Source organism: Flammeovirga pectinis, assembly GCF_003970675.1.
Taxonomy (GTDB): Bacteria; Bacteroidota; Bacteroidia; order Cytophagales; family Flammeovirgaceae; genus Flammeovirga; species Flammeovirga pectinis.
This window is the reverse complement of sequence record NZ_CP034562.1, coordinates 793,777-819,642: the sequence shown is the minus strand read 5'-3', so window position 1 is coordinate 819,642 and position 25,866 is coordinate 793,777. Positions and strand designations below refer to the sequence as shown.

Below are 25,866 nucleotides of genomic sequence, written 5' to 3'. Positions count from 1 at the left end.
ATAGAATTCAACAGATCTTAATACTTCTGCCTGCTCCATTAGACTACCTGTCTAAGAACTAAATATCTGAATCTATGAAAAATTTTTATCTTACTATTAATCGTTTTAAAATCTTCACTTTAATTAGTCTAGTCTCATTTTTAATGATAAATGTGGATGGGTTTTCTAAAGATGTAGATTTTACTTTCTCTTCAAAATATAGAAAAAAAGTAGTTTTTCACTATAAATATAAAAACCGCAAAGTTGATGATCAAGATTTTACTATGTATAAAGTAAAAAATGATAAAAATAGACTTTTATTCAAAGGGACTTATACCTTACCAAAAAAATACACTTTCATTATTGGCCATTTAAAAATTGCTAAGAATAGTAGCTTAACTATTCCAGCTGGCCATACATTAGTAATTTATGGGGGATTGACAGCTCTTGCAGGTTCTACTTTAATTAATAAAGGGAATTTAGTTATAAAAGGTTCTTTATTTATTGGTAATCAAGTTGATGGAGGACAAGATGAATATACTGTGGACTTTCAAAATAAGCCAAATGCAAACTTATATATAACACAAGGACTAGTGGGACAACATGTTCATGGTTCTACAATAGCAGGAAATATTGCTGTAATACAAAACGTAATGTACCATTTCCATTTAAATGAAAATACTATCAATCCAACAGGTGGAGTATTTTATTATAGAAATAATGATTTTAGTGCTAAAGCTAATAAAGGAACGGAAGTTATTATGAAACTGGATAGTATGAATAGAGCTAGAAAAAAATATAGTAGAGGAAAAAAAGGAAGAAATGAAAAAGCTAAAGATGAAAAAGATAAAAAAAATGATAGAAATCATAATAAAATTACAGATCTACCTGTCAAAGGATACTTTAAAAAATTCTCTGATAAAGATCCCATTAATAAAGAAAGTTTACTAAAGCTTCAACCCTACCTATTAATAAAATATAAAGATAAAGATAAACTACTCCCAGTAGAACTTTCAAGCTTCTCTTGTACTCAAGAAGTATCTTTTACAGCTATCAATTGGACTACAGCACAAGAAATTAATAACAGTCACTTTATTATTGAAAAATCTTACGATAAAAAGAATTTTGAAAAAATAGATGAAGTTGATGGACAAGGAAATTCTAATGTAGTAACAGAATACGAAATAGATGTTCCTACAGATAAAAACAAAACAGTTTATTACCGATTAACACAATACGATTTTGATGGAAAATCAGAATCTTGGATTCAAGCCGTAATGAATAGTGATGATGATAAAATTGACGTAAGTGTGTACCCTAACCCTACTACAGATTTCATTAAGGTAGAAACAAACGCTACAGATGATAGCCCAATGGATTACTACTTGATCAATGCGAGTACTGGAGCTAAAATAAAATTGACTAGTAAATCATCTCAATATTCATCTCAGAAATTTGATGTTTCTGGCTTATCTCAAGGGATATATATATTAGAAGTTCTACAAGGAAATAAGCGTATTTATCAGAATAAAGTGATTAAGAAGTAAATAAAACACAACAGAATTCAACAGATCTTAATGCTTCTGCCTGTTTCATTAGGCTACCTGTCTAAGAACTAAATATCTGAATCTATGAAAAATTTATATACAATTCTTTTAATTTTATTGGTTTCCAATTTTAGTTTTGGACAAAAAACCGTAGAGCATAAAACTTCTTTCGAAAAAAAAGACATATCAAAACTAATCTCATCAAAACCTATAAAATTTAACGAATGGAATAAAAAGTATAAAGGGTATAAAACTTCTGATGGTAAATTATACAAACCTAAAAAAGGTTCAAAAATAGGCCACGTTATATATATAAATGGAGATGTTCGAATCAAGGAAAATCAAGTAATTGAAATACAAGCAATAGATACATTAGTAATTAATGGAGATGTAATAATTGAAAACAACGGTACTTTAAGTAATAAAGGAAATTTAGTTATTAGAGGATCCTTATACTTAGGAGGATACGACGAAATAACACGTTGGGTAAAAAAAAGACGACAGTGGGTAGAATTAACAGATAAAGTATTTAGAAATAGTGAGGAAATTTATTTTTTTAATGAAAGTAATGGAAAAGTGATAATTAAAAATAACATGATCGGTTATCACCCGCATAAAAGTAAATTTTATGGACAAATTGCCGTTTTAGATACGGTTGATGTTCATTTTCATTCTGAAAAAGAACATGATAACCACAATAAATTTAATCCAAAATGCTTTTATTATTCTTTTAACAATATTGGTAAAACAGCAAAAAGTAAAGAAGCACATAAACATGGGGATATAACAAATCAATTTACTACTAATAATAAAATACTCAAATCAACCAAGCTTTCAAAAGTTAGTCTATCAGATAAAATTGACGAAATTAAAGAAAATGAATTACATAGACTTAAACCATATTTAACGAAATCTTTCAAAGACCTCCCAGTAGAACTCTCAAGTTTCTCTTGTACTCAAGAAGTATCTTTTACAGCTATCAATTGGACTACAGCACAAGAAATTAATAACAGTCACTTTATTATTGAAAAATCTTACGATAAAAAGAATTTTGAAAAAATAGATGAAGTTGATGGTCAAGGAAACTCTAATGTAGTTACAGAATACGAAATAGATGTTCCTACTGATAAAAACAAAACAGTTTATTACCGATTAACACAATATGATTTTGATGGAAAATCAGAATCTTGGATTCAAGCCGTAATGAATGGTGATAGTGATAAAATTGACGTAAGTGTGTACCCTAACCCTACTACAGATTTCATTAAAGTAGAATCTAATGCTACAGATGATAGCCCAATGGATTACTACTTGATCAATGCGAGTACTGGTTATAAAATAAAGTTGACTAGTAAATCATCTCAATATTCGTCTCAGAAATTTGATGTTTCTGGTTTATCTCAAGGGATATATATATTAGAAGTTACACAAGGGAATAAGCGTATTTATCAGAAGAAAATTATAAAGAATTAGATTTATACTATAGATAACATAGAACAGACAATTTAGTTAGTAAGCACCTCATTTTTAATGGGGTGCTTATTTTTTTATTCACTAATAAATCTAAATACAACTGACTACCAAATGGATACGACTGTCATAAAGTCAAACAAATCTAATTACTATTTCTATGTTAAATACCTCAATCTCTCAAGTAGCTTACTGTAATTTAAAATCCATTTTCCAAGTAATGGTAACAGTAGCATTTTTCTCTTTAGCTTTAACGTCTACAGCACAAAATGTACACGAACATATAAAAGTATATGGGAAAGCGCACAGCAAAAAAATATATACTATTAAACACAATTTAGAAACTTCTAATGGAGAAGAATATAAAAAAGGCATTGGTCATGTTGTGTACATAAATGGTAAAGTTAGAGTACCATCAGATAAGAAAATTGTTATTCAAGCTACCGATACTTTAGTGATTTACGGTAACCTAACATTGTTTGAAAATAGTTCTTTAATTAATTATGGAAATTTAGTTATAAAAGGTAACCTGATTTTAGGAACACCAGAACATAACGTTGAATCTATCCAATTTTTAAATGATAAGAATGCAAACCTTATTGTAGAAGGCAACCTTATTGGACCACACCCAGAAGATGTACATTTAAACGGTAAAATTGCAGTCTGTGGTAATGTAGATTTTAATTTTCATTTACATGGTATTCATAAAAATGAGATGAGAAATAACAAAGTATTTTACTATCAATCAAACATAAATGGATTGGCTGAGGGAGGAAATAAAGATTTAAAAATTGCTAAGCTGAAACACCATAAAAACGAAGGAACTCATTTTATAGAAATTGATAAAAAAGTTGATATCACAGAAAGTAATTTAAGTAATCTATTCTATTATTTATCAGAAGAAACATACTCTAGAGTAATGCCACTTATTATTTCAAAAATTTCATCATTGAAGTAAGCTTATATGAAAAAAATCTACTTCGTTCTTCTCCTCATTTCAACATTATTTGGCTGTCAAAAAGAGGAAGAATTCGATATCTCTAAGACTGAAAAATTAAATGCGAAAACTAATAACCCAGTAGGGCTCACTTATAGAGTTCCTGTTGTTTTTCATTACGTCGCATTTAATAATAATAAATTACCTTCTAAAAAAGAGTTAGAAAGTATTGTTCAACACATCAATATTAATTTTCAATTTCAGAATACCAATAGATTTACTATTGAAGATCAATTTGTAGCTATTTCTGCAAATCCAAACATTGAATTCTACCTAGCTACCGAGGAAGAAAATCAGCAAAAAGGGTTTGTTTCTATAAAAACAAAATACCCTAGAGTTAGCGAAAGAAGTATTTCTAATGATTTAATTAGAACGGTTAAAGAATTTCAGAGCCATAAAATAGTTACAGACGGACGTAAATTTTTGAATGTTATAATTACGGATCTTCCGCACCTTACTAGTGGTTTAGTTGTTACTGATAATGACCAAAGAGACGAGAATAAGATAACACTTCCTCCTCCTTATGATCATATCTATTTAAAAGGAGAAACGTTTGACCGTTCTTCTTTATTAAGCGGTATTTTTATTGATTATAAAAGTTTTAACACCGACCGATTAAGTATTGAGGTAATTACACACGAGATAGGCCATTGGTTAGGTTTAAAGCACATATTTGGTATGACGTCAATGCCTTTTAATGAAAGGGACAATAAGGTTATACTTAATCAAGTCAAAAGAACGGCACAAGAAGATAAATATTTTATTGCGCTTCATGACGATGGTATTGATGATACTCCTTGGACACATATTAGCTGTGATAACTTAGGGGTAAAGGTAAATGGGAAAGTAATTAATGCTCAAAATTACATGAACTACACTAAAAAATTAGAAAGGGTAATGTTCACAAAAGGGCAAGTAGAGAAAATGAGAAAAACATTAGAAGAGTGGTTATAATCTGCTTTCATCAGTATATAAAAAAGAGAGATGCAAATTAAAAAAATGCATCTCTCTTTTTGATTTAAATCACAAAAATAAAATCCTTTAATGGCTTATTCCTCGTTTGCTAAATCCCAAATATTAAGATAACTCAACTTTGTAATTTCGGCTGCCTTATCCATCATAATTTTATCTGCATGATCAGACACTTGGTGGTAATCTTCATGACCTCCGGTGTGATACCAGAAATAAGGAACGTAAGCGTTATCAAAGTTTACATTATCAGAACCTCCTGCTTCACCTTGTTTTGTTTTACCATCAAACATTTCTAAGTCAATATTATACTGCTCAATATTATTTTGATTTAGCTCCCACGTTGATGGATTTTCAGCATTATAAATAAAACTAACTTGGTTGTCTTTACTGTGCCAATCCCCTCTTCTGCCTATCATATCAAAATTTAAGTACATAGAAATATGAGAGGTATCTTCAAATTTTCTGATGAAATGTTTAGAACCGTGTAATCCTTTTTCTTCAGCAGTCCAAGAAGCAAATAACATAGTTTTCTTTGGTTTAACTCCAGTTGCCTTAACAGCTTTTGCAATACCTAAAATTGCTGCTACGCCAGATGCGTTATCATCTGCTCCGTTCCACACATAGCCATCTCTCTTTCCTAAATGGTCATAATGTGCACCAATCAAAACTAAACTATCTGGCTCTTCTCCAGAGACCTTAGCAAGTACATTTCTTACTCTCACTCTTTTTGCTAAACTTCTTGCGTCAAAAGCGGCTTTAGATGCTTCTAATTTAACCACTACAGATTTTCCATTTGCCAAATTTTCTGTATAATTAGCAACTTCTCCAGGCGTTATTAAAGAAGACATTAAATACTCTCCTCCCATAAAAACAGGAGATATTTTGCTTACTTCACTTACAGGGCTATACAAACGTGTTTCGTAAAAAGAAGACAGAGGTTGATCACCTTCATAATATTTTCTGTTATCTCTAAATGGAAAATTACTTGATGTAGTTGGCAGACTTGCTTCAGGATCAATTTCTATTATTGCCAAAGCTCCGTATTGTTCTGCTAATCTCTCTTTTTCTTTGTGTAATTGTTTAGCTGGTACATCTTTTAAAGAAGCACCTATTTGTCCTTTAGATGGCTTTCCTTTTAAACGAACCCAAACTTTGCCTTCTACTTTCTTTTTAGCAAAGTCGTTATAATTTAAAGAATCAATTGATAAGCCATAACCAACAAATATTAATTCTCCTTTTCCTTTTACAGAACTAGGCGATGCCTTTACTTCAAAGTCTGTATGGTTAGCAAAAGTAAATTCTTGTCCTTTAGAAGTAACTGATAAAAATTGCTTATCTGCGGCTTTATATTCAAGAACATCAAAATGTTGAAAATAGGTTGGTTTACCATTTATACTATCTCCTGCAGGTTCTAAACCCATAAACTCAAACATACTAGCAATATATTCTGCGGCTCTGTATGCACCTGGGTGGCCTGCCTCTCTACCTTCCATCCAATCAGAAGATAAGTAAGTAATTGCGGCACTAATAACACCCTCATCAATTGCTTCTAGGCCTTTTTCTTTTGGTGATTGTGCAAAAACGGAAGTAGTAAAAGCGAAAGCTAAAACGGTTAGATAAATGCGTAAACTTTTCATATTTATGGTTAATAGGTCAATAAATTTATAGGCAAATTACTGAATATCGAAATTCGTATTTAATAAGAGAATAAGGAAATATAAATCGTTAATAATGAAGAATCGGTGATGAAGGTCAGATTAAAGCCTACAAGTATTAAAAGTATTATTTTTTGTGATAGGAACAAGCTGTATTACTTGTTGTTGAAATACTGACACATTGTTATTAGTCGTATAAAATTGATACTTCTCATTGTTATCAAAAACAAGATTTTCTTTATCAATTATTCTTTTGATTTGCCTCACAACAGCTGGAGCGGGATCAATTAAAGTCACCTCAGTGCCAACAATTTCCTGTATATCATTTTTTAAGAAAGGATAATGTGTACATCCTAAAACTATATGATCTACATCCTGAGCAATCATTTCAACCAATAAGTTTTTTAACACTTTATGGGCAGCAGACGTTCCAATAAGCTGATTTTCCACAAGGTCTACCATGCCTTTACCGGCTTGAATAATAACGTTTACACCCTTTGCATACTTCTCTTTGGTCTCGTTAAAAAGGCGACCAGAAAATGTACCTTCTGTAGCTAAAACTCCCACAGCTTTAGAAGTAGAAGCCAATGCTGCCGTTTTAATTGCAGGTTCCATTCCTACAAAAGGGATAGGATATTTATTTCTTAGAAATTCAATAGCCGCTGCCGTAGCAGTATTACATGCTACTACAATTATTTTAGCACCTTTGCTTATCAAAAACTCAGCAATTTTATCTGCTCTTTCTATCAGTTCATCATGAGACTTTTCGCCATAAGGGCAAAACTCCTGATCTGCAAAATACAATAAAGGGATAGTTGGTGCTTCTTTCTGGAAAGCTCTCCAAACTGATAATCCCCCAACTCCTGAATCAAAGAACCCAATCATTATTTTTGTGCTTTTTTACGCGGATCATTTGCATCGAAGAAATGCCAAGAAACTAACAAGTTCTGTACATTCTTAGGATCAATTTCTGTAACTTCTTTTGTTTTAGGAAGATAAGCAAACACCTTATTATCAAATGGATAAATATTTACTTCTGTATTGTACGCAGTTACTAAATCTTCCATCTTAACTTGACAAAAAGGACGAAATTTTGAAACTGTATCTTCAACAAAAGAAGCTCTATTTTCTATATACAATGCCTGTATTCTTGGTAAAGATGTAACATACTGATACACTGCTGCAGAATCTAATTCTGTAATTCCTTTTACATCATAAAAAGGATCTTTAAAAGTGATCTCAATATTGTTCTCTGGATTATTGTTATATACAACCGACCACTTTTTTAGTGTTCTCCAAGAAGTTCTAAAAAGTGTCTTATCCCTCCACTCTGATGAAGATGGAGTAAAAATCTCTTCGATGGCCACAAACTGACCCGGTATTTCTATAGAATATACTTGTCCTTGTTTTTTTCCATAAGAAACGGCATCACTTTCCGAAGCAATTGTTCCTGTAAATATTGGAGCTCCAGCAATGTAAATCACAATCTCTTTCCCTGCTGACGGCATTCCTTCTTTTTCTTCTATGGTCTGAACTTTCTGAAGCGCTTGAAACAACATACCCATTTTCCGAGGTGCTATATCAATCGTCCCATCCATTATCCATCTGCCGTCATCTTCTTTTACAATTTCGTGTCCGTCAATTACAAATTTTGATAACTGTGATAGATCCTCTAGATTAAAAAATGCTTCTCCGTCTGTTTTTGTACTAGTAGAGAAAGTAAAAAAAGAGAAACCTATTGCCAATGCAAGCAATAGATTAACTCCAATAAGAACCTTTATTTTATTCGTCATTTCGGCGATTAATTTTCTTCGTTTGATTTCACATTTGCCTTAATAGACAATGTTTTTTCAGCATTCTTAGGGTCGTTCGTTACAATAGAAATTGTTTTAGTTACCTCTCTATTGTAATTACCAGCACTAAAAGTAACATCTAATTTAGTGCTTTCTCCTGGTGCCAATTGTGTTTTTTGTGGTTTTGTAGCAGTACAACCACAAGATGCTTTCACTTTACGTATAACAAGCTCTGCAGTACCATTATTTGTAATTGTAAAAGAACCTTTCACTTTATCAAGTGCTTTCATTACACCAAAATCAATCACATCCTTATCAAAAACAACTATTGGTTGCGTACCACTATCTTCAACTTTAGAAAAATCTTCTTTAATATGGCTACTAATGTTTATTCTCTTTCTCGGTGTGCTCATATCATTGGTAGGCAACTGAAAAAACTCAAATAAATAACCGTAATCTTTCTTCATTGCAGCGTCATAACTAATATATAACGTTACCGTATCTCTTGGCGAAACCTTATCTGCAGAACCCCAAACTTTTATGTACTCAGGTACTTTAACTTCATCAAACTTTAGTTTTACAGGAAGTTCACTTTGGTTGTAAATTATTGTTGATAAAGTATCTTTTTCAGTATTTAGAATATTACCAAATACAACATGCGTAGTTTTAAACCTTAAGTTGCCAATTTCCATAGGGTACCAATCTTTTGGGCCTTTTGGTCTTGGTATAACATTACCTTTAATTGTAAGCAACAAAACCTGAGGCGTACCATTTGTTCTTACAGAAATTGTTTTAGTAAAAGGGCCTGGTCTATTTTTAGTACTATAACTAACCTGAATAAAACCTTTCTCTTTAACTGCTACAGGATCTGTAGACCAGTTTGGTGTAGTACACCCACAACTTGCTTTTACACTTGTAAGAATTAATGGCTTGTTCCCAGGGTTAGAGAAATCAAAAATCACATCAGCTTCTCCGTCTATTTCATTAATATCTCCAAAGTCATGAACAGTCTTATCAAATACTATTTTAGACTGTGCAAATGTATTTATTGATAACATTGAATAACAAAGGAATATCAAGAATGGATATATTATATTTTTTTTCATCATTATTAAAATTAAGGCTCTCTAATTATTTACAAAAATAAAAAGAACATTTATATACTGATAATCATTTTTAACCGTTATGATTATAAGATGTAAAAATTTGAATACTTTAATAAGTAGAATCAAGCATTTTTAAAAGATTACAATACTTATTTCACTGCAAATAACTTGTATATTCCTTAATAATCTATTTGATTCTTAATTTTTTACAAAAAAAATAGTATAATTGAAATAACATTTTCTATTTAAACAATATTAATGTTAATATGTTAACACATTAAGCATTGATAGATTAGAGATTTTTTTAACGAATAAACGCAATCGGCCTGTAGAATTATGGCGTACATGGAGCATTTTAGCGTAAAAACTTTCAAGCAGCAATTGTCTGCCAAGAAAATTTCTTTGGCTTTTCAAGGCATCTTTTCTCAAGATGTTCTGGCATTAATTGGTAAAAGTTTACGTAACACTCCCGAAAGTAGGGTTATAGCAAAACGACTATTTGCAATTGTCATTGAGATGGCACAAAATATTCACCATTATTCTGCAGAAAAACAATACTCTGAGAAAGATGGAAGAGATATTGGCGTGGGAATTGTAGCTGTTGCAGAAGATGATCAACATTATGTGATTACTTCTGGAAACTGTATAGATAAACACGAAGTTCCTCCATTGATCGAGAGAGCAAATTATATCAACGGATTAGACGCTGATAAATTAAAAGCTTTTTATAGAGAGCAAAGAAAAATGCCTCAGCGTGAAGGTAAACCCGGAGCAAACCTCGGTTTTATTGATATGGTTAGAAAGTCTGGTAATCCGATCGAAATAAATATCAAAGATTACGACGAGACTAGATCATTTTTTATATTATCAGTTAGAGTTAACAAAGAACTATAAACGTATTAAAGCATGGAAAACTTCCATATTGACGGATCTACCTATATACCAAGAATAGACTTCAATGCTGAAACAGGTGTTTTAGAATTAGAAGGAGAATCATACCACGAATATACTACTGAGTTTTTTGGCCCTATCTTTAGCTGGCTAGAAGATTTCTTAGAACAAGACGGTAGAGAAGTAACAATGAACTTTAAAATGTCGTATTTCAATACGTCATCTTCTAGAAGATTTTTAGAGATTCTTACTTTATTAGAAGAATATCAAAATGATAAAGAAGGTAAAGTTACTGTTAACTGGTACTACGAAGAAAACGACGTAGATATGCTAGAAAGTGGTGAGGAATATGCTGATGATGTTGAACTTACTTTCAACCTTATCGCTTACTAAAAACTACTTAACTTAAAATATTTTAATTAGGCTCTTGCATTTAAGAATGTAAGAGCCTTTTTTTATTGTGCTCTTGGATGAAACTCCGTAACTACCTGTTGTAAATACTCTTTATTTAAATGGGTATAAATTTCTGTAGTTGTGATAGATTCATGCCCTAACATTTCTTGTACAGCTCTTAAATCTGCACCACCTTCTACCATATGAGAAGCAAAAGAATGTCTAAACGTATGTGGGCTAACATTTTTCTTTAAACCAATTTGTGCAGCTAAACGCTTTATAATTGTAAAAATCATTACCCTTGTGAGTAGTGCTCCTCTCCTGTTTAAGAATAAAATATTCTCAGAACCTTTTTTTATAGTTCTTGTTCCTCTGTCGTGTTCTAGGTAACAACTTACTTGTTTCATACCCTCTTCACCAATTGGTACAAACCTTTCTTTATTTCCTTTCCCTACTACTTTTATAAATCCTTCTTCAAAGAATAAACCGTCTAAGGTTAGATGTATTAATTCTGATACACGTAGACCACAACCATAGAGTACTTCCAAAATTGCTTGGTTTCTGCGCCCCTCATAGGTTGTTAAATCAATAGCATCAATTAACTGATCTATTTCTTCAATCTCCAAGGTATCTGGTAATTTTTGAGGCAATCGAGGAGATTCTAATAACTCAACAGGATTGTTCTCTGTCTGATCACTTTCATTTAAAAATTGATAGAAAGATTTTATACCAGATAGAATTCTTGCTTGAGACCTTGTAGATAAATGAAACTCTTGGTCTAAATATTTAATAAATAACAGCACCTCATCTTGTGAGAGTGTTTCTGGTAGAATATCGCTTTCTAAAAGCTCAAGGTATTCTAGCAATTTATTTACATCTCGAATATAGGCTTCTATTGTATTCTTAGACATACCTCTTTCTAGCCTAAGGTACATTGCGTAATCCTTAATGGTTATTTTCCAATTCATAAATCGCTACCTCCCATTTTAGACCAACGTTCTCTCATTTTTTGTTTTTCCCATTCTCTTCGGAGCGCTAAACGAGCCAAAGCATCTGCAATATCAGCCATGTTTCCTTCTGCAAAAGCTTCTTTTACTAAATCTTCTTTTATATCAATGCGGTATAACCCGTTCATTAATTTAGATGTATCGTTACGCAGCAAATGTTCAAAATACTCAGATAACTTATCTGCGGCATCTCCAAACGTTTGGGGTTTATACGTTTCTTCTATCTCAAAACGATCCTTTAATCTATTCCATGCTTCTAAATACATACTGAAATTTACGCTATGAAAAAGAAAAAACATCGACTTTAAATAAAAATCGATGTTTTTTCTAAATATGATAATTAATAATTATGACCAATCCTCAATGGCTTCGATCACTTCTACTAATCCATCAAATGTATTTATGCCAACAGCTACTTCAGAACCACCTTTTAAGGCAATCCCTTCTGGTTTTGCTGTTTCTAATAATGTATTTACTGAGTCTTCATTAAAACCTCCTGCAATAAATACTTTATATTCTTCCGTCAAAGCATGAATCTTCTTCATTGACTCTTCCGATAATTCTTCTGAAAACTCTAACAAGAAATAATCTACCTGATGATCTAAAAGAGACATCTGCTGCTCTGCTTCATCAAAATCAGAAACTGCAATTTTATAAATAAGTGGTTTAGTACTTTTTGATAAATCGTTGATTAATGCTGCATTATCTGTAACTACTACGTCGATAGCTTCGTAATCATCAAAATTAATTTCAGCAGATTCATATACCTCTCCAACAAATTTAATTCCCGCTAACCATCCAGCTATTTCCTTAAACTTATCAGGAGAAACATAACGTTTATGAGACGCTTCTATTGGGAAGCCAATCATTTCTACGCCCATTCCTGCACAATATCTTCCATCTCCTAAATTATCAACATCAGATACGAATACACGAGTTTTTAGTGCCATCTTATTTTTATTCTTGAGGGAAGCCCTCTTTTGTTTCAATAATTACTTTTCTTCTACAAAGGTTGCAAAATAGATTGAAACCAAAAAGATAAAAAGTAGTTTGTCAAGTGTAGTTACACAATGTATCTTTACAAAAGTGAAAAATCCCTATTTTTAGAGGGTTATTAATGGTATTTTCTATAAATTCTGATAAAGATTTCAAACCTTTTGTTATTCATACAATCAGGTTACTTTCTTAGGAGTAGATTAGACTTAAATTTTATTTTACACACTCAAAATTAAAAACACATGGCAGTAATTGATGCAAATGATATCAACTTCGAAAAACTATTAAAAACAAACGATAAAGTTGTTGTAAAATATTTTGCGGGATGGTGTGGAAGTTGTCGTTTGTTCAAACCCAAATACAAGCGATTGGCTAACGATGAGCGTTTTGAAGGAATCGCTTTTTTAGATATTGATGCAGAAGAAAGCCCAAATGCAAGAGCTTTAGCAGGTGTAAACAATTTACCCTTCTTTGCTATTTTTAAAGATGGCAAACTAGTAGAAGGTGGGCCTATGTCTAAAGAAGACGCAGTTGTTGAATTAATAGAAAAATTGAAATAATGAAAATACCTATTATAAAAAAACTCGTAGAAAATTACTCTCTACAAGAATTACAAGCTGCAGAAGAAGCATTATCTGAAGAGCAAACTCCTACAATTGAAATTGGAGGCGATGACGAAGGTGAACAACTAACACATGCGTTTGCTGCTGTTTGGATAAAAGAAAAAGTTGAAGCTGGAGAAAAGTTTAAAGTTGCTCTAAGAGCATATACTTCTATGGTTAGAGGATCAATTTCATAATTAATCTGTGAAATTAATTACTTACTGATTGATAAAATTGTACCTTTATCAATCAGTAAGTAACAAATTTCTAAAAAATACGATATGTCACTAAAATTTCTCGAATCGTTAGAACAAACAATTAAAGATAGACACGATAATCCATCTGACTCTTCTTATACAAGTAGTTTGTTTGCTAAGGGCATTAATAAAGTTGCTCAAAAGGTAGGAGAAGAAGCCGTTGAGGTAGTTATTGAAGCTAAAGATGATAACGAAGAGTTGTTCTTAAACGAAGCTGCTGATTTACTTTACCATTATATTGTACTATTACGTGCAAAAGGTTACAGTTTAGAAGATGTGACTAAAATTTTAGAAGAACGTCACAAGTAAATTATAAAGTATGCTTGTTTTTCTTTATATTAATTCTATCAAGTAATAATTTCTAAAACAATTACCTCTGATACCGATTAACTTAATACATAGAAAACATTTATACCTACCCAGTAACCATCATGAAAACCTTAGAATCATTATCATTCCAAAATATCGTGATGATAGAAGATTATCTAGAAGGTAAACTTTCTCATCTCGACAATCAGCGTTTTTTACGTAATCTTACTTTAGACGAAGAACTAAGGCAAGACTTTGATTTAGTATTGGAGGTGAGTACTGATATGGTGAAATGGTCTTTAGATAAAAAAAGAAGAGTTCGTTTAGCGTTCTCAACTCGCCATTACGGGACTATGATTAATCCTACAAAAGGTAATATTGCCAAAGATTTGGTTGCCTATGGTACAGCAACAATTGCAGCCGCAGGTCTATTAGTTTTTGTTAGTGGCTTGTTTGTATTCTTTGCTTCTTAGTAAAAGTAATACATCAACAAAAAAGGCTACCCTCTGAAAAGGTAGCCTTTTTTCGAAAACGAAAAATTATATATCTGATTATTAGCGTAATGTCTTTCTTGAAGTAGAAATTGATAGCTCAACAAATCAGTATCTTAATGTTGATGCTACAAAGCTAAGCAAACGAAATATAATTTAAAAGCGAAAATTCGCAAAAAGCACAGTATTTCACAAAAAGTGTCCTACTTTTGCAATTATTACCTTATTTCAAGTTTACGAGTCAGTTTTGAACTTGTAACTTGGAAGCAGTATCTTTAGATACACACAAACAGAAATTAAGTAACCAAGTCCGCCAAAGTATATATACCAGTGATATTAGAAGAAAATATTCGCCTCATTTTTGGATTAAAAGTCAGAATGCACAGACAAGAAAAGGAATTATCTTTGTCTGAGTTAGCAAAAAAAGCTGAAATGTCTGTGTCTTATATTAATGAGATAGAGAAAGGGAAGAAATATCCTAAACGTAATAAAATTACAGCTCTTGCTTCTGCATTAAATGTTACTTACGATGAACTTGTTTCATTAAAGATTTCAAAAAAATTAGGTGCAATATCAAAACTATTAAACTCCAATATACTTCAAGAACTTCCTTTGGATGTTTTTGGTTTGGAACCTAGAAACTTGTTAGAGCTAATGTCAGACGCTCCTTCAAAACTCTCTGCATTTATTAATACAATTGTAGAAATTTCTAGAAACTATAATTTAACTGTAGAAAACTTCTACTTCTCTGTTTTAAGATCTTACCAAGAAATTCATGATAACTATTTTGAAGAAATCGAAATAGCTGCCAAAGAATTTAGAACAAATGTTCTTACAACAGATGAGTCTTTAGAAGTACAATTAGAACGTTTTCTTAAGGGAACTTGTAATTATACAATTGACGAAGAAGAATTATCTGAACACCAAGCTTTAGATACGTTCCGTTCAATTTTAAGAATTGGTGCAGATGGAAACCCGACCCTTCTTATTAATAAAAAATTAAATGAAAGAAGACGTACCTTCATTTATGCAAGAGAAGCGGCTTTCCAAGTGCTAAAACTTTCTGAACGTTCAAACACTTACTCTTGGATGCAAGTAAAATCGTTCGACATGTTATTTAACGATTACATGGCTACTTATTTTGCAGGTGCTGTTCTTGTTCCAGAAGAAGCATTAATTCAAGATATAGATGCAATTATCAATAGTAACAGCTTCTCTAGTGAGCATTTTATTGATTTAATTTTAAAGCACAATACATCTCCAGAAACTTTTATGTATAGAATGATGAGTATCTTACCTAAGCATTTTGGCTTAAATAAGATCTTCTTCTTACGTCTTGATCATAAACCTGGAGAAAACAGATATTCTTTAACAAAAGAATTACATTTAGATGGTTTACATAGCCCTCACGGTACTGTTTTAAGTGAACACTATTGCCGTAGATGGATATCACTCAAAATATTTGAAGATTTAGTAAAAACTAGAAAAGAAGGATCTACAAATAAATATTTATGCGATGCCCAAGTTTCTAAATATATCACCTCCGGAAAAGAGTATTTCTGCATTAGCGTAGCACGTGCACTACCATTAGTTGAAGAAACAATTGATACAAGTATAACTATTGGTTTCTTGATGGACGACAACTTTAAGCAGAAATCTAAATTATGGCAATCTGAAAAAGTTCGTATGGAATTTGTAAACGAAACATGTGAAAGATGCCCTTCTACAGACTGTTCTGTTAGAGCTTCTGAAGCAGTAGTTTTACAAAAAGAACAAAAAGAGAAAGAAAGAATGGTTGCTTTAGAGTCTCTTTTAGGAAAAGGTGTTGTATCTTAGAAAAACTTTTATTTTTCAGATTAAAGTGAACATTTGACTTACAATTACCTAAATAAAAAATTAATACTTTCTCTGTTTTTTTTCTGTATATCATTGCTTGGATATACACAAGAAGAAAAACCAGATCATTATGCATTTAATTTCAAGAACACTTCTTATCATGATGCTATTGCATTAATTTCTGAGAAGTGTAGTTTGAATTTTATTTATAGTGATGATAACCTCCCTATTGTCAAAAAAGTAAACTTCGAAAGTGAAGATGCTACCGTTGACGATGTCTTAAAAACGATGTTTAAAGGGAAATTTCTTGACTATAAAATCATTGGAAGTGATGTGATTATCGTAGTCAAAAGAATACCTCTTGATTCTAAAGAAGGTCGATTACTTCCAAGATATCCTATTAATGGTTTTATTAGAGATATCACATCGAACGAAACCGTTATTGGTGCTACTATTTACCTAGAAGATTTAGAAATTGGTACAGTAAGTAATTTTGATGGTTTCTACTCTATTTCCGTTCCAATGGGAAAGTATGCCATCAAAATAAAGTCACTAGGTTTTCAAGAGTTAGATACACTTATTAATGTAAATAATGCCACTAACCTTTCTGTATCTTTAGATGTTCTAAATACTAAACTTAGAGAGGTTGTAATCCTATCTAGTAACTCAGAACTTTATGAGGGTAACTTAAAACTAAGTAACATAACCGCAGTAAGTCCTGAAGTAACAAATGAGCTTCCTATGGTTTTAGGGCAAAGTGATATTATCAAATCATTGCAATTAATGCCTGGTTTTAAAAGCCCTAACGAAGGGAGTAGCGAATTATCTGTTAGAGGAGGAGGCACAGATCAGAACTTATTCTTGATAGATAATGTGCCCATATATAATGCTACGCACAGTTTAGGCTTTTATTCGATCTTTAATACATCAAGTATTAAAAACGTAAACACATACAAGGGTGGTATTCCTGCTCAATATGGTGGTCGAGCTTCTTCTGTTGTAGATGTACATTTAAAGGAAGGAAATAATCAGCGTTTTAGAGTGTCTGGAGGTATTGGTACTATATCTGCCAATCTAACTTTAGAAGGACCTATTAAAAAGGATAAAGCATCGTTTATTATTTCTGGTAGAAGACCCTATACAGACTTACTACAAATAGGTCAGGACAATGATGTCAATACTATTCTTTTTTATGATGTAAGCTCAAAGTTTAAATATCAAATTAATAAGAATAACACTTTAACAGCTTCAAGTTATTTTAGTAGAGACCGTCTTTCTTTTCAGAATATATCTTCTAGTGAATGGGGAAATAACACTGGAAACATTTCTTGGTCTTCACTCCTCTCGCCAAAAACATATAGCGATTTAACATTATGGTATACTATTTATGATGTTTCTAACATTGTTAACTCTGTACCAGAAACAAGTTATAGAACTACTTATCAACTAAATGATTATGGTTTAAAGTATGGAATAGAACAATATTTCTCTCCATTTATAACGTTAAAAGCAGGTATTGAAACTGTTGCCCACGTTTACAATCAAGGAAGCATTACACCTTATGAGGATGTGTCGATTATTAACCCTACAGAACCTCAAAAAATTAGAGCGCTAGAATCTTCTGCTTATATGGATTATGAGTGGAATATTAATAACAAATTAAAAATTGGTTTAGGGCTTAGGTATTCCCGTTTTGATAATATTGAAAATGAAAGAGAATATATTTATGATGTTGATCCTTATGAAAGTGAGGCCAAATCTATATCAAGTCAGGTAATTGATACTGTATACAACAACTCCATAAAATTTGATCATAATTACCAAACATTAGATCCAAGGTTATCTCTTAGTGTAGCTATTGCAAAAAACCAGTCGTTCCGTGTCTCTTTTGACCGAATGACACAGTATTCTCAAGAGTTATCTCTTTCTAATTTACCAAGTAATTCTGGGGTTTGGATTCCTTCTGACAAGTATATAGCTCCATTAATCAACAACCAGATTTCTATGGGGTATTTAATTGATTTTAAAGATCAGAAGTACGATTTCTCTATAGATTCTTACTACAAGACCTCTCAAAATGTATTGGAATTTAAGCCAAATGGTAGATATGTAATTACAGATCAGATAGAAACTGATGTCATTTCTGGAGATGGAAGAAGTTATGGTATTGAATCAATAGTTAGAAAAAGAAAAGGAAAGCTGACAGGGTCTTTAAGTTATACCTATAGTTTTTCTCTAAATAATTTCAAGGAGATTAATAATGCTTCTTGGCATCCTACTAATCAGGATCAAAGACATGTTTTTAATCTTCTTACCTCATTTCAGATCACTCCTCAATTACAATTTTCTGCTGTTTGGAATTATGCTTCTGGAAGACCTTATACAGCACCAATAGGTAAATATTATAAAGATGGGTTCTTAATTCCTCTTTACGGCGATAAGAATAGTTCTAGACTTCCTAGTACACACCATTTAGATATCTCATTAACTTTTTACCGTATGATGACGAAAGGAAAGAAAAACGAAAGTAGTTTCAATTTTTCTATTTATAACATCTACGCTAGAAAAAACACCTATTCTTATATTTTTCGATCTAGCCAATCTAACCCAGAAGAATTAGAAGCTGTAAAAGTCTATTTATTTAGTATCTTACCTTCGTTTAGTTATAATTTCAAATTTTAAGGAAATGAACAAGTATTCCATTTTTTTCCTGTTATTCCTTATTTCGTTTTATTCTTGCGAAGAACCAATTGTATTAGATTTACCAGAAGGACATCCAAGAACAACTATAGATGCTAATGTATCGTCGAGTCAGTTTATATCTAGGGTTATCCTTTCAAAAAGTTTATCATTTAATACAGTTGGCGGTTTTCCTGCTATAGAAAATGCAACAGTAGTTCTTGATAAGAAAAATTCTTCGGAAAGTTTTAATTTCTCTTTGCAAGTTTCAAACCCTACTGGAGCTGTCTACATTGCACCTACAGATATGAAATTAATAAATGGAGATTCTTACGATTTCTTCGTTTACTTACCAGGTAATCTTGCTGAAGAAGATACTATATACCAAGCTGAAATGACGGTACCTAGTAAAGTTTTAATTGATTCTATTCGTTTTGTTGAAGATGATAATTCTTTTAATAGTTATTTACTACGTATCTATTTTACTGATATAAAGAACATTAGAAACTTTTACAGTTGGAGGGTGAGCAGAAAAAGAAATGGTAATTTTGAAGAGCTAAATACTTCTAAAGTACCGTTATTTAGTGATGTTGGTGTAGACGGAAAATCTGTACATATAGAATACACACAAACTTCATTTTTACCTACTGATACACTTCAGGTTCATTTTAAATCAATTCAAAATGAAACCTATGAATACTATGTTACTCTTAATAATATCATTGATGTATCTGGAACAAACAATACCGTTGAGAATCCTCCATCAAATTTCATTAGTAGTGCTGGAGACCTTTCTTACGGATTCTTTTCTTTAGAAAGTGTTGAAGACTCTGATATTCTAGTAGTAAAGGACTCTTTGCTCTAATATTAATTTCTTCTTTTGTAAGTACAATGCTTCAAGTCTAATAATTAGGTATACTTAAGCTAATTTATCCATCATCTCATTTTTCTTTGTATTTATCCATTTTGATGAAAATTTCTGGCCTAGCTTATAAAATTTAAAGCCTAATCTAATTAAATAAGGAGATAAGTATTCTTGTATTTTTCTTCGTAAAGAAACTGAAATACTTGCAAAGCCTAACGAAATAATTGATTGTACTAGGTCTTCTATATCAATAGCATAAATTAAAACACAAGCATTAATAAATACGACCAATCCATCTGAAAGTGCGTTCCAAAATGTTTGATTTGTTTGTAACTGAAAAAAGCAAAACTCAACTTCGTACCAATGCCTTCTTAATGCTCTTTTTAGCTTACTAGCATTTAGTACTAATACTGTATCTGAAAGATTTGGGATGTAGTTTATAATATCAGCATCGAGCTGAATCACTGTTTTTAGTTCATGCTCTGTACCATCTTCTAAAACTAATGGTGTAATAACTTCTATCCCTCCATCTCTAAACGTTTTTATTAATAGTTCTGCAGAAGTTTTAGCGGTATAAAGCTCTTTCAGTTTAGCTTTAAAGGATGCTTCGTTAATCATACTTTAAGCGTCTTTATTTCCTCCAAAAACAGAAGAAAATGCTTTACCTGTTAAGTCTGCAATTACCTTAAAGAAAGAACTCCAATGTGCAGTAGCTTCGTTGGTAGAAGATTGATGAAAATTCATTACCATATCTCTCAAACCATCAGGTAATTTCACAAACTTAGGCGTAAGATAAGAAGTTATATCTCCATCTATTTGTACTACAGTTTGCAACAAAACTTGTTGCGTTCCTAACTCCCAAGCTTTACGAATTTGTGTAATTTGTTCAGAATCAAAATCCAAAGGTTTAACCGTATTCATCTCATGCAAGAAAATATCATTATTCCATTTAATAGACCCCATCTGAGAAGGATAAGGAGCATATTCTCCAATGTCTTTAGGTGCTTTAAACTCGTTGTCATACCCTGCTAAACCTTGATGTTCATCAATTTTCATCTTTGTTCTTTCTAATTTGAACATACCAATGAAATTTGAGCTCTGACGTTCTATTCTATAAAGTAGTTGAATACGTTCTTTTAGCTGTTCTAACTGTTCTTCGGTCTGCATTTTAGGTAATAAACTTTCGTAATACTGTTTACCTTGATGTGCCGCTCTTTTCACCTCATAAAATGAGTATTCTCCTGCACCTTTAAAGCGCAATAAAAACTTTGGTTTACCTGCGCCATCTTTAGCTGGAGGATTGCCTTTTGCTATTTCGCAAACTCCATACTCCACTAATGTTTGTTTGTATCTTTCAATAATATCTCTTAGAGCCATACGTTTATTTACAGGCATCTTTGCTCCTGTCGTATTCTCTTTTAATATAGTATTGACTTCTAGCGTTAATAATTCACTCGCTAATGATTTTAAGGATTGCTCCATAAGTTGTGTCTAGGTTAGTTGAGATAAAATGATAATTCCGTTCGTATTATGAACTTGGCTCTTCTTTTTTATCAGAACCGTCTGCAGGTGAATCAAAATCTATTGCAGGAGCTTCTGTATCTACCTTAGCAGCAGTTGCCGAAGGATCGAAAGCTGTATTCTCAAACGTTTCTGCAGTAGAAGTTTCTCCTGCAACAACAGTTGGGTCAAAAGATTCTGGAGAATTTAGTACAGGTTGAGCAGAAGTTGTACCTACTGCCGCTGTAGAGAAGTTACTATTTTCTGGTACTTCAACAGACTTTGTTTGGTTGTATAGCTCAAATAAACTATAGACGGCTTTTATATTATCTCCAATAATTTTATGTCCGTGTGCCTCTTTTTGAGCATGATAGTCTCTAACCCATGCGTAACGATCTTGAATTAAATCATTACTGACATAAGAAGTGATATCTCCTTTTAGAAGATGGATCTCACTATTCATTATTTTAAAATCTGACTTTCCTTTTGGAACAACTTTGTTATCGTCTCCTTCTAATTTAAAGTCACCAACTACAGTTTTTATTTCTAGTGTAACTAGATTATTGATATAATCCTCAATATTGTTCACAAAATTTGCGAAGAAACCTGTTTTATCTTGATCAGACATAATGAGTTATTAAGGGGTTGATATTGTTTTTAATAAAATGTATATATAAAATTGCCTTAAAACATTGAATTTTCCAAAAGACTTCTAATAATCTAGTTATTTAGGAAATACTCACAATTAAAATCAAAATTGGTGTATTATATTTGTTCTTTAAATTTCATACTCAAGTTGAGTAAGGATAAAAATATTGTCTCATAGATACACTCATGGCTAAAGTCACTAAAGTATTAGATAAAGAATTTGTTCCTTTTATTGGTAAAGAGCAAATAGCAGAACGTAATCGTCAATTAGGAGCTGAAATTACTAAAGAATATCAAGGTAAAGATGTTCTTATGATTAGCGTTTTGAATGGTTCTTTCATGTTCGCATCAGACTTAGTAAAAGAAATTGATCTTCCTATGGATCTATCTTTTGTAAAATATGCTTCTTACGAGGGTACTGAAAGTACTGGAAAAGTAAAACAATTGATTGGCTTTAATGCACAAGCTGTTAAAGGAAAACATATTGTAATTATTGAAGATATTGTTGATACGGGACGTACAATGCAAGCTTTAATAAAAGATCTTGAGGTAATGGAACCTGCTTCTGTAAAAGTAGTTTCTTTATTATTTAAACCTGAAGCTTTAAAAATACCTATGACAATTGATTATGTTGGATTTGAAATTGATCCAAAATTTGTTGTAGGTTACGGATTAGATTACGATGGATTTGGTCGTAATATTCCAGAAATTTTAGTTTTAAAAGATATCTAAGCAATTAGATCTTATTATATTTAGAAGGCTATTTCATGATAACATGAGGTAGCCTTTTTTTAATGCGTTAATTATCAACAACTTGCACTTTGTCTGTTTTATTTATATTTTTGAAAAGCAAAAAACTACTCTCTTTTAAAAGCTAAACTAATTGCCTTATGAATTTAAAAATTAATGTTCAAAAATTACCAAAACAACAAATAGCCTTATTACTACTCGTACTATTAGTTGCGTCAGTTATAGAAGTATGCCTTACAAGTAATTCTATTATTTATCTTCCTCCCTATGAACAGGGTATAGAATTTGGTAAAATGTTTGGTGAAAATATGAAAGTCCTCTTAAATTTTGCAATCGTTTACTACTTATATAAAAGTATAAAGAGTAGTTTATAAGTATACAAAAAGGGATATTCACAACAATGAATATCCCTTTTCTATTTTTTTAAAAACTAAATATTATTTTTTCTTAGCTTTTTTCTTTGCCTTCTTTCTGACTGCCTTACTCTTGATTTTCTTATACTCCTCTTTGTCGTGGGCAATCTCTTTCATTACTGTTTTCCAATCCGTAGATTTTTGTTCAGAGAAGCCAACAATATTTGCATAATCTCCTCTAGCTATTTCTACAACAGCAATCTTTTTATCCATAAACTCTTCAATTTCTTGAAGGAGTTCTTTTTCACCATCAGAACAGAATGATATTGCGTCACCTTTCTCTACCCCTCTACCTGTACGACCAACACGGTGTACATAGTTTTCAGGAACATCTGGCATATCGTAATTAATTACATATTGTACATTTGGAATATCAATACCTCTAGCAGAAACATCTGTAGCAATCAGTATCTTTATTTCTCCAGTTTTATACAAACGCATTGCCTCTGCACGCTCTTTCTGATCTTTACCACCATGGATAGTAACTGTTTTCAAGTCAACCCTCTCCATAGCTTTAAATACACGTTCTGCACGTACTTGAGTACGAACAAATACTAATATTTTTTCATCAGGATGTTCTTTAGCAATCTTCTCTAAAAAGAAACGTTTATCGTCCATATCCACAAAACCAACACCGTGTCTAACATTTTTAGAGACGGGATCTTTTGGTGAAATTTGGATACGAATTGCATTTCTAACCAATGAATAAGCTAATTTTTTAATTGCCTCATCAATTGTTGCAGAGAAAAACAAGGTTTGACGGTATTTTGGAAGGAGACGAATTACATCTTGGATGTCTTTCAAGAATCCTTTTTCCAACATATGGTCAGCCTCATCTAAAACTAGAATTTCTGTTTTACTTAAATCAACATGACCCTGATAATTTAAATCGAACATTCTACCCGGTGTAGCTATCAATATATCTACGCCTTCATTCAATCGCTTAATCTGAGATTCTTGTTCTACACCACCGTAGATACATAGAATATTTAGCTTTGTATATTGCCCCAAAGATTCAAACACCTCTGTTATTTGAATAGCCAACTCACGGGTAGGTGCCATTACTAAGCAACGAATATGTCTTTTATTCTTGCCTTTATAAGGTTTATTCAACAACGTTTCCATTATCGGAATAGCAAACGCCGCTGTTTTACCAGTACCTGTTTGCGCAATAGCCAAAACATCCTCTCCTTTTAAAATAGGAGGAATAGATTTAAACTGAATATCTGTAGGTTTTTTAAACCCTTTTTCTGCTAAGCTTTTCTTTAAACTTGCAGAGATATTATACTTTTCAAACTTCATAGTTCTTTCGACTCTTTGGAGACAAAATTAAAATTCTCCGTCTTCCAAAATTTGTTTTACCCTGCCAACTTCTCCAGTTTCTAAACGAACCTTGATACCATGAGGGTGATTAGGAGATTTTGTAAGTATTTTGTCTACAAAACCTTCTGTAAGATCTCCTGTACGTTGATCTTCTTTTAAGACGATATTTACATGACCGCCTATTTTGATGTTACTTCTTTTCTTTCCGTCCATAATTATTTTGAAGGCATAATTTCTACTCCCTCACCATCAAAATCTTCTTCTTCTTTTGTTGGTTCGCGAACTTCGATAATTTCTCCATCAAAAAACAGATCTTTACCTGCTAAATCATGATTTAGATCCATAGTAACATCTTTTTTACCAATACTAGTAATTAAGCCATCATATACATCTCCATCTTGATCTGCAACAGAAAGAATATGTCCCATCTGTAACATTGCTTCTTCTTCTTCCTTATCAGCAAATCCAAAAGCATTTTTATCTACTTTTACATTTCTGTAATCTTCAACTATCTGTCCATAAGCATCATTTGCTTTGAGTGATAATTGAAATTTCTCACCTTCCTTTTTACCAAGTAGAGCAGCCTCAAACTTTGGTAATACACCACCTGCTCCTACAAAGAACAAGAAAGGATCTTCTTTAGGTGCCTCTTCTATAAACTTACCGTTTGCATCGTTCTCGTACAATTTGTACGTCATAGAAACAACAAGCCCATCTGTAATTTTTAATTCTCCCATGTTATTCAACTTTCAGTTAGAAAAGTAATTTCTAACAAATAGATTCATAAGAAAAACAAAGCTTCCCTCCGATAAATTCATCGGTAGAAAGCTTTGTTATTATATATTTTTAATGTTGTTGACGTATTATAAGTCTAAACCTTCAACACCATCTACATTTTCTACATTAACTGCTTCTTCAAGCTCTTCTTTCGTAGCATCTCTTACATCAAGAATTTCTCCTGTAAAGTATAAGTTAATACCAGATAATGGGTGGTTAAAGTCCATAACTACATGGTCTTCATGTACTTCTTTCACTTCACCTTCCATTGGCATTTCATCAGGACCTACCATTGGTAAAACATTACCAACTTGTAATAATTCGTCTTGTTCAACCTTATCTTCAATATTAAAGACTTCTTTAGGAATCTTAATTACTGCTTGTTCTTGAATATCTCCGTAAGCATCATCTTTAGAGATTCCAAATGAGAATTTATATCCTGCTTCTTTACCTTCTAATTGTGCTTCGAAATCAGGAAGAACATCCATATGTCCGAATAAAAAGTCAAATGCTTCTTCTTTTTCTACGCTTTGTAAAAGTTCGCCTTCCGCATTTTCGCTCGTCAATTTATAAACTAAAGAGACTACTTTATCTTTTGTTGCTTTCATTA

The 25,866-nt window shown here is 31.9% G+C and carries 27 protein-coding genes and 1 pseudogene; 14 read left to right on the top strand and 14 right to left on the bottom strand.

The genetic code is table 11. The annotated features are described in order from the left end of the window. Positions 1 to 74 precede the first annotated feature (74 nt). From EI427_RS03430 to EI427_RS03415, 4 genes are all read left to right on the top strand, one after another. Positions 75 to 1,526: a T9SS type A sorting domain-containing protein gene (locus tag EI427_RS03430; RefSeq protein WP_126611653.1), complete on the top strand. Its 1,452-nt coding sequence runs from the start codon at positions 75 to 77 to the stop codon at positions 1,524 to 1,526. 84 nt (positions 1,527 to 1,610) lie between these two features. Next, complete coding sequence (locus EI427_RS03425; RefSeq protein ID WP_126611651.1) at positions 1,611 to 2,999, top strand: T9SS type A sorting domain-containing protein; 1,389 nt, start codon at positions 1,611 to 1,613, stop codon at positions 2,997 to 2,999. A 157-nt stretch (positions 3,000 to 3,156) separates the two neighbouring features. Continuing rightward, positions 3,157 to 3,954 (top strand): hypothetical protein, encoded by a 798-nt coding sequence (locus EI427_RS03420; RefSeq protein WP_126611649.1) that lies wholly within the window; start codon positions 3,157 to 3,159, stop codon positions 3,952 to 3,954. Between the two features lie 6 nt (positions 3,955 to 3,960). Next, positions 3,961 to 4,947, top strand: coding sequence for a M43 family zinc metalloprotease (locus EI427_RS03415; protein WP_126611646.1), 987 nt, complete (start codon positions 3,961 to 3,963; stop codon positions 4,945 to 4,947). Between the two features lie 95 nt (positions 4,948 to 5,042). Here EI427_RS03415 and EI427_RS03410 read toward each other — a convergent pair whose 3' ends face one another. The 4 genes from EI427_RS03410 to EI427_RS03395 all read right to left on the bottom strand — a co-directional run bounded on the left by EI427_RS03410 (position 5,043) and on the right by EI427_RS03395 (position 9,471). Beyond that, on the bottom strand, positions 5,043 to 6,602 hold the full coding sequence (locus EI427_RS03410; protein ID WP_126611640.1) for a M20/M25/M40 family metallo-hydrolase: 1,560 nt from the start codon (positions 6,600 to 6,602) through the stop codon (positions 5,043 to 5,045). A gap of 120 nt (positions 6,603 to 6,722) precedes the next feature. Then, positions 6,723 to 7,505: a glutamate racemase gene (gene murI / locus EI427_RS03405; protein WP_126611638.1), complete on the bottom strand. Its 783-nt coding sequence runs from the start codon at positions 7,503 to 7,505 to the stop codon at positions 6,723 to 6,725. Continuing rightward, the gene (locus EI427_RS03400; RefSeq protein WP_126611636.1) at positions 7,505 to 8,413 is read right to left on the bottom strand and encodes a hypothetical protein; all 909 of its coding nucleotides are present in this window, start codon (positions 8,411 to 8,413) and stop codon (positions 7,505 to 7,507) included. Before EI427_RS03400 ends, murI begins: the two co-directional genes overlap by 1 nt. 8 nt (positions 8,414 to 8,421) lie before the next feature. Continuing rightward, complete coding sequence (locus EI427_RS03395) at positions 8,422 to 9,471, bottom strand: DUF1573 domain-containing protein (RefSeq protein WP_205727894.1); 1,050 nt, start codon at positions 9,469 to 9,471, stop codon at positions 8,422 to 8,424. 393 nt (positions 9,472 to 9,864) lie between these two features. Here EI427_RS03395 and EI427_RS03390 point away from each other — a divergent pair, with 393 nt between their 5' ends. Both EI427_RS03390 and EI427_RS03385 read left to right on the top strand, forming a co-directional pair. Then, on the top strand, positions 9,865 to 10,413 hold the full coding sequence (locus tag EI427_RS03390) for a SiaB family protein kinase (protein WP_126611632.1): 549 nt from the start codon (positions 9,865 to 9,867) through the stop codon (positions 10,411 to 10,413). Between the two features lie 12 nt (positions 10,414 to 10,425). Continuing rightward, positions 10,426 to 10,803, top strand: a complete 378-nt coding sequence (locus EI427_RS03385; protein WP_126611630.1) for a DUF1987 domain-containing protein — start codon at positions 10,426 to 10,428, stop codon at positions 10,801 to 10,803. Positions 10,804 to 10,865: 62 nt separating this feature from the next. On the opposite strand, the gene xerD is transcribed toward EI427_RS03385, so the two are convergent. The 3 genes from xerD to EI427_RS03370 all read right to left on the bottom strand — a co-directional run bounded on the left by xerD (position 10,866) and on the right by EI427_RS03370 (position 12,760). After that, positions 10,866 to 11,771 (bottom strand): site-specific tyrosine recombinase XerD, encoded by a 906-nt coding sequence (xerD, locus tag EI427_RS03380; protein WP_126611628.1) that lies wholly within the window; start codon positions 11,769 to 11,771, stop codon positions 10,866 to 10,868. Continuing rightward, positions 11,768 to 12,076 carry a hypothetical protein gene (locus tag EI427_RS03375; protein WP_126611626.1) on the bottom strand — a complete coding sequence of 103 codons (309 nt, stop codon included), beginning with the start codon at positions 12,074 to 12,076 and terminating at the stop codon, positions 11,768 to 11,770. Before EI427_RS03375 ends, xerD begins: the two co-directional genes overlap by 4 nt. A gap of 81 nt (positions 12,077 to 12,157) precedes the next feature. Next, a complete protein-coding gene (locus EI427_RS03370) occupies positions 12,158 to 12,760 on the bottom strand; it encodes a beta/alpha barrel domain-containing protein (protein WP_126611624.1) in 603 nt (200 codons plus the stop codon). Between the two features lie 288 nt (positions 12,761 to 13,048). Here EI427_RS03370 and EI427_RS03365 point away from each other — a divergent pair, with 288 nt between their 5' ends. The 7 genes and pseudogenes from EI427_RS03365 (at position 13,049) to EI427_RS03335 (ending at position 19,845) form a co-directional block, all read left to right on the top strand. Next, positions 13,049 to 13,366, top strand: a complete 318-nt coding sequence (locus EI427_RS03365) for a thioredoxin family protein (protein WP_126611622.1) — start codon at positions 13,049 to 13,051, stop codon at positions 13,364 to 13,366. Then, positions 13,366 to 13,605 (top strand): DUF6952 family protein, encoded by a 240-nt coding sequence (locus tag EI427_RS03360; RefSeq protein ID WP_126611620.1) that lies wholly within the window; start codon positions 13,366 to 13,368, stop codon positions 13,603 to 13,605. Before EI427_RS03365 ends, EI427_RS03360 begins: the two co-directional genes overlap by 1 nt. A gap of 96 nt (positions 13,606 to 13,701) precedes the next feature. Next, positions 13,702 to 13,974: pseudogene (gene hisE / locus EI427_RS03355) on the top strand (phosphoribosyl-ATP diphosphatase); the annotation flags it as partial. Between the two features lie 122 nt (positions 13,975 to 14,096). After that, entirely contained in the window at positions 14,097 to 14,447 is a 351-nt protein-coding gene (locus tag EI427_RS03350) for a hypothetical protein (protein ID WP_126611615.1), read from the top strand. Positions 14,448 to 14,795: 348 nt separating this feature from the next. Further along, the gene (locus tag EI427_RS03345; RefSeq protein ID WP_170178383.1) at positions 14,796 to 16,301 is read left to right on the top strand and encodes a helix-turn-helix domain-containing protein; all 1,506 of its coding nucleotides are present in this window, start codon (positions 14,796 to 14,798) and stop codon (positions 16,299 to 16,301) included. 93 nt (positions 16,302 to 16,394) lie between these two features. Then, entirely contained in the window at positions 16,395 to 18,983 is a 2,589-nt protein-coding gene (locus EI427_RS03340) for a TonB-dependent receptor (protein ID WP_126611611.1), read from the top strand. 4 nt (positions 18,984 to 18,987) lie between these two features. After that, the gene (locus EI427_RS03335; RefSeq protein ID WP_126611609.1) at positions 18,988 to 19,845 is read left to right on the top strand and encodes a DUF4249 family protein; all 858 of its coding nucleotides are present in this window, start codon (positions 18,988 to 18,990) and stop codon (positions 19,843 to 19,845) included. Between the two features lie 54 nt (positions 19,846 to 19,899). On the opposite strand, the gene EI427_RS03330 is transcribed toward EI427_RS03335, so the two are convergent. From EI427_RS03330 to EI427_RS03320, 3 genes are read right to left on the bottom strand one after another with little or no spacing between them, the layout of a single operon-like run. Continuing rightward, positions 19,900 to 20,463, bottom strand: a complete 564-nt coding sequence (locus EI427_RS03330) for a hypothetical protein (protein ID WP_126611607.1) — start codon at positions 20,461 to 20,463, stop codon at positions 19,900 to 19,902. A 3-nt stretch (positions 20,464 to 20,466) separates the two neighbouring features. Beyond that, entirely contained in the window at positions 20,467 to 21,327 is an 861-nt protein-coding gene (locus tag EI427_RS03325) for a hypothetical protein (RefSeq protein ID WP_126611606.1), read from the bottom strand. A gap of 46 nt (positions 21,328 to 21,373) precedes the next feature. Continuing rightward, positions 21,374 to 21,973 (bottom strand): hypothetical protein, encoded by a 600-nt coding sequence (locus EI427_RS03320; RefSeq protein ID WP_126611604.1) that lies wholly within the window; start codon positions 21,971 to 21,973, stop codon positions 21,374 to 21,376. A 206-nt stretch (positions 21,974 to 22,179) separates the two neighbouring features. On the opposite strand from EI427_RS03320, the gene hpt reads away from it, so the two are divergent. After that, a complete protein-coding gene (hpt, locus tag EI427_RS03315) occupies positions 22,180 to 22,725 on the top strand; it encodes a hypoxanthine phosphoribosyltransferase (RefSeq protein ID WP_126611602.1) in 546 nt (181 codons plus the stop codon). Positions 22,726 to 23,180: 455 nt separating this feature from the next. Here the strand turns inward: hpt and EI427_RS03310 are convergent, their stop codons facing one another. The 4 genes from EI427_RS03310 to EI427_RS03295 all read right to left on the bottom strand — a co-directional run bounded on the left by EI427_RS03310 (position 23,181) and on the right by EI427_RS03295 (position 25,864). Continuing rightward, entirely contained in the window at positions 23,181 to 24,458 is a 1,278-nt protein-coding gene (locus EI427_RS03310) for a DEAD/DEAH box helicase (RefSeq protein WP_126611600.1), read from the bottom strand. 27 nt (positions 24,459 to 24,485) lie between these two features. Beyond that, entirely contained in the window at positions 24,486 to 24,692 is a 207-nt protein-coding gene (locus EI427_RS03305; RefSeq protein ID WP_126611598.1) for a YwbE family protein, read from the bottom strand. Between the two features lie 2 nt (positions 24,693 to 24,694). Further along, the gene (locus EI427_RS03300; protein WP_126611596.1) at positions 24,695 to 25,216 is read right to left on the bottom strand and encodes an FKBP-type peptidyl-prolyl cis-trans isomerase; all 522 of its coding nucleotides are present in this window, start codon (positions 25,214 to 25,216) and stop codon (positions 24,695 to 24,697) included. Positions 25,217 to 25,342: 126 nt separating this feature from the next. After that, positions 25,343 to 25,864 carry an FKBP-type peptidyl-prolyl cis-trans isomerase gene (locus EI427_RS03295; RefSeq protein ID WP_126611594.1) on the bottom strand — a complete coding sequence of 174 codons (522 nt, stop codon included), beginning with the start codon at positions 25,862 to 25,864 and terminating at the stop codon, positions 25,343 to 25,345. Between the last annotated feature and the right edge of the window lie 2 nt (positions 25,865 to 25,866).

Excerpts from the sequence above, each read along its gene's own strand:
- EI427_RS03335 (WP_126611609.1), top strand. The coding sequence starts at position 18,988 with ATGAACAAGTATTCCATTTTTTTCCTGTTATTCCTTATTTCGTTTTAT.
- EI427_RS03410 (WP_126611640.1), bottom strand. The coding sequence starts at position 6,602 with ATGAAAAGTTTACGCATTTATCTAACCGTTTTAGCTTTCGCTTTTACT.
- EI427_RS03430 (WP_126611653.1), top strand. The coding sequence starts at position 75 with ATGAAAAATTTTTATCTTACTATTAATCGTTTTAAAATCTTCACTTTA.
- EI427_RS03320 (WP_126611604.1), bottom strand. The coding sequence starts at position 21,973 with ATGTCTGATCAAGATAAAACAGGTTTCTTCGCAAATTTTGTGAACAAT.
- EI427_RS03350 (WP_126611615.1), top strand. The coding sequence starts at position 14,097 with ATGAAAACCTTAGAATCATTATCATTCCAAAATATCGTGATGATAGAA.
- xerD (WP_126611628.1), bottom strand. The coding sequence starts at position 11,771 with ATGAATTGGAAAATAACCATTAAGGATTACGCAATGTACCTTAGGCTA.
- EI427_RS03395 (WP_205727894.1), bottom strand. The coding sequence starts at position 9,471 with ATGTTATCAATAAATACATTTGCACAGTCTAAAATAGTATTTGATAAG.
- EI427_RS03365 (WP_126611622.1), top strand. The coding sequence starts at position 13,049 with ATGGCAGTAATTGATGCAAATGATATCAACTTCGAAAAACTATTAAAA.
- EI427_RS03375 (WP_126611626.1), bottom strand. The coding sequence starts at position 12,076 with ATGTATTTAGAAGCATGGAATAGATTAAAGGATCGTTTTGAGATAGAA.
- EI427_RS03370 (WP_126611624.1), bottom strand. The coding sequence starts at position 12,760 with ATGGCACTAAAAACTCGTGTATTCGTATCTGATGTTGATAATTTAGGA.
- EI427_RS03420 (WP_126611649.1), top strand. The coding sequence starts at position 3,157 with ATGTTAAATACCTCAATCTCTCAAGTAGCTTACTGTAATTTAAAATCC.
- EI427_RS03390 (WP_126611632.1), top strand. The coding sequence starts at position 9,865 with ATGGAGCATTTTAGCGTAAAAACTTTCAAGCAGCAATTGTCTGCCAAG.
- EI427_RS03330 (WP_126611607.1), bottom strand. The coding sequence starts at position 20,463 with ATGATTAACGAAGCATCCTTTAAAGCTAAACTGAAAGAGCTTTATACC.
- EI427_RS03300 (WP_126611596.1), bottom strand. The coding sequence starts at position 25,216 with ATGGGAGAATTAAAAATTACAGATGGGCTTGTTGTTTCTATGACGTAC.
- murI (WP_126611638.1), bottom strand. The coding sequence starts at position 7,505 with ATGATTGGGTTCTTTGATTCAGGAGTTGGGGGATTATCAGTTTGGAGA.
- EI427_RS03385 (WP_126611630.1), top strand. The coding sequence starts at position 10,426 with ATGGAAAACTTCCATATTGACGGATCTACCTATATACCAAGAATAGAC.
- EI427_RS03325 (WP_126611606.1), bottom strand. The coding sequence starts at position 21,327 with ATGGAGCAATCCTTAAAATCATTAGCGAGTGAATTATTAACGCTAGAA.
- hpt (WP_126611602.1), top strand. The coding sequence starts at position 22,180 with ATGGCTAAAGTCACTAAAGTATTAGATAAAGAATTTGTTCCTTTTATT.
- EI427_RS03310 (WP_126611600.1), bottom strand. The coding sequence starts at position 24,458 with ATGAAGTTTGAAAAGTATAATATCTCTGCAAGTTTAAAGAAAAGCTTA.
- EI427_RS03425 (WP_126611651.1), top strand. The coding sequence starts at position 1,611 with ATGAAAAATTTATATACAATTCTTTTAATTTTATTGGTTTCCAATTTT.
- EI427_RS03295 (WP_126611594.1), bottom strand. The coding sequence starts at position 25,864 with ATGAAAGCAACAAAAGATAAAGTAGTCTCTTTAGTTTATAAATTGACG.
- EI427_RS03400 (WP_126611636.1), bottom strand. The coding sequence starts at position 8,413 with ATGACGAATAAAATAAAGGTTCTTATTGGAGTTAATCTATTGCTTGCA.
- EI427_RS03305 (WP_126611598.1), bottom strand. The coding sequence starts at position 24,692 with ATGGACGGAAAGAAAAGAAGTAACATCAAAATAGGCGGTCATGTAAAT.
- EI427_RS03415 (WP_126611646.1), top strand. The coding sequence starts at position 3,961 with ATGAAAAAAATCTACTTCGTTCTTCTCCTCATTTCAACATTATTTGGC.
- EI427_RS03360 (WP_126611620.1), top strand. The coding sequence starts at position 13,366 with ATGAAAATACCTATTATAAAAAAACTCGTAGAAAATTACTCTCTACAA.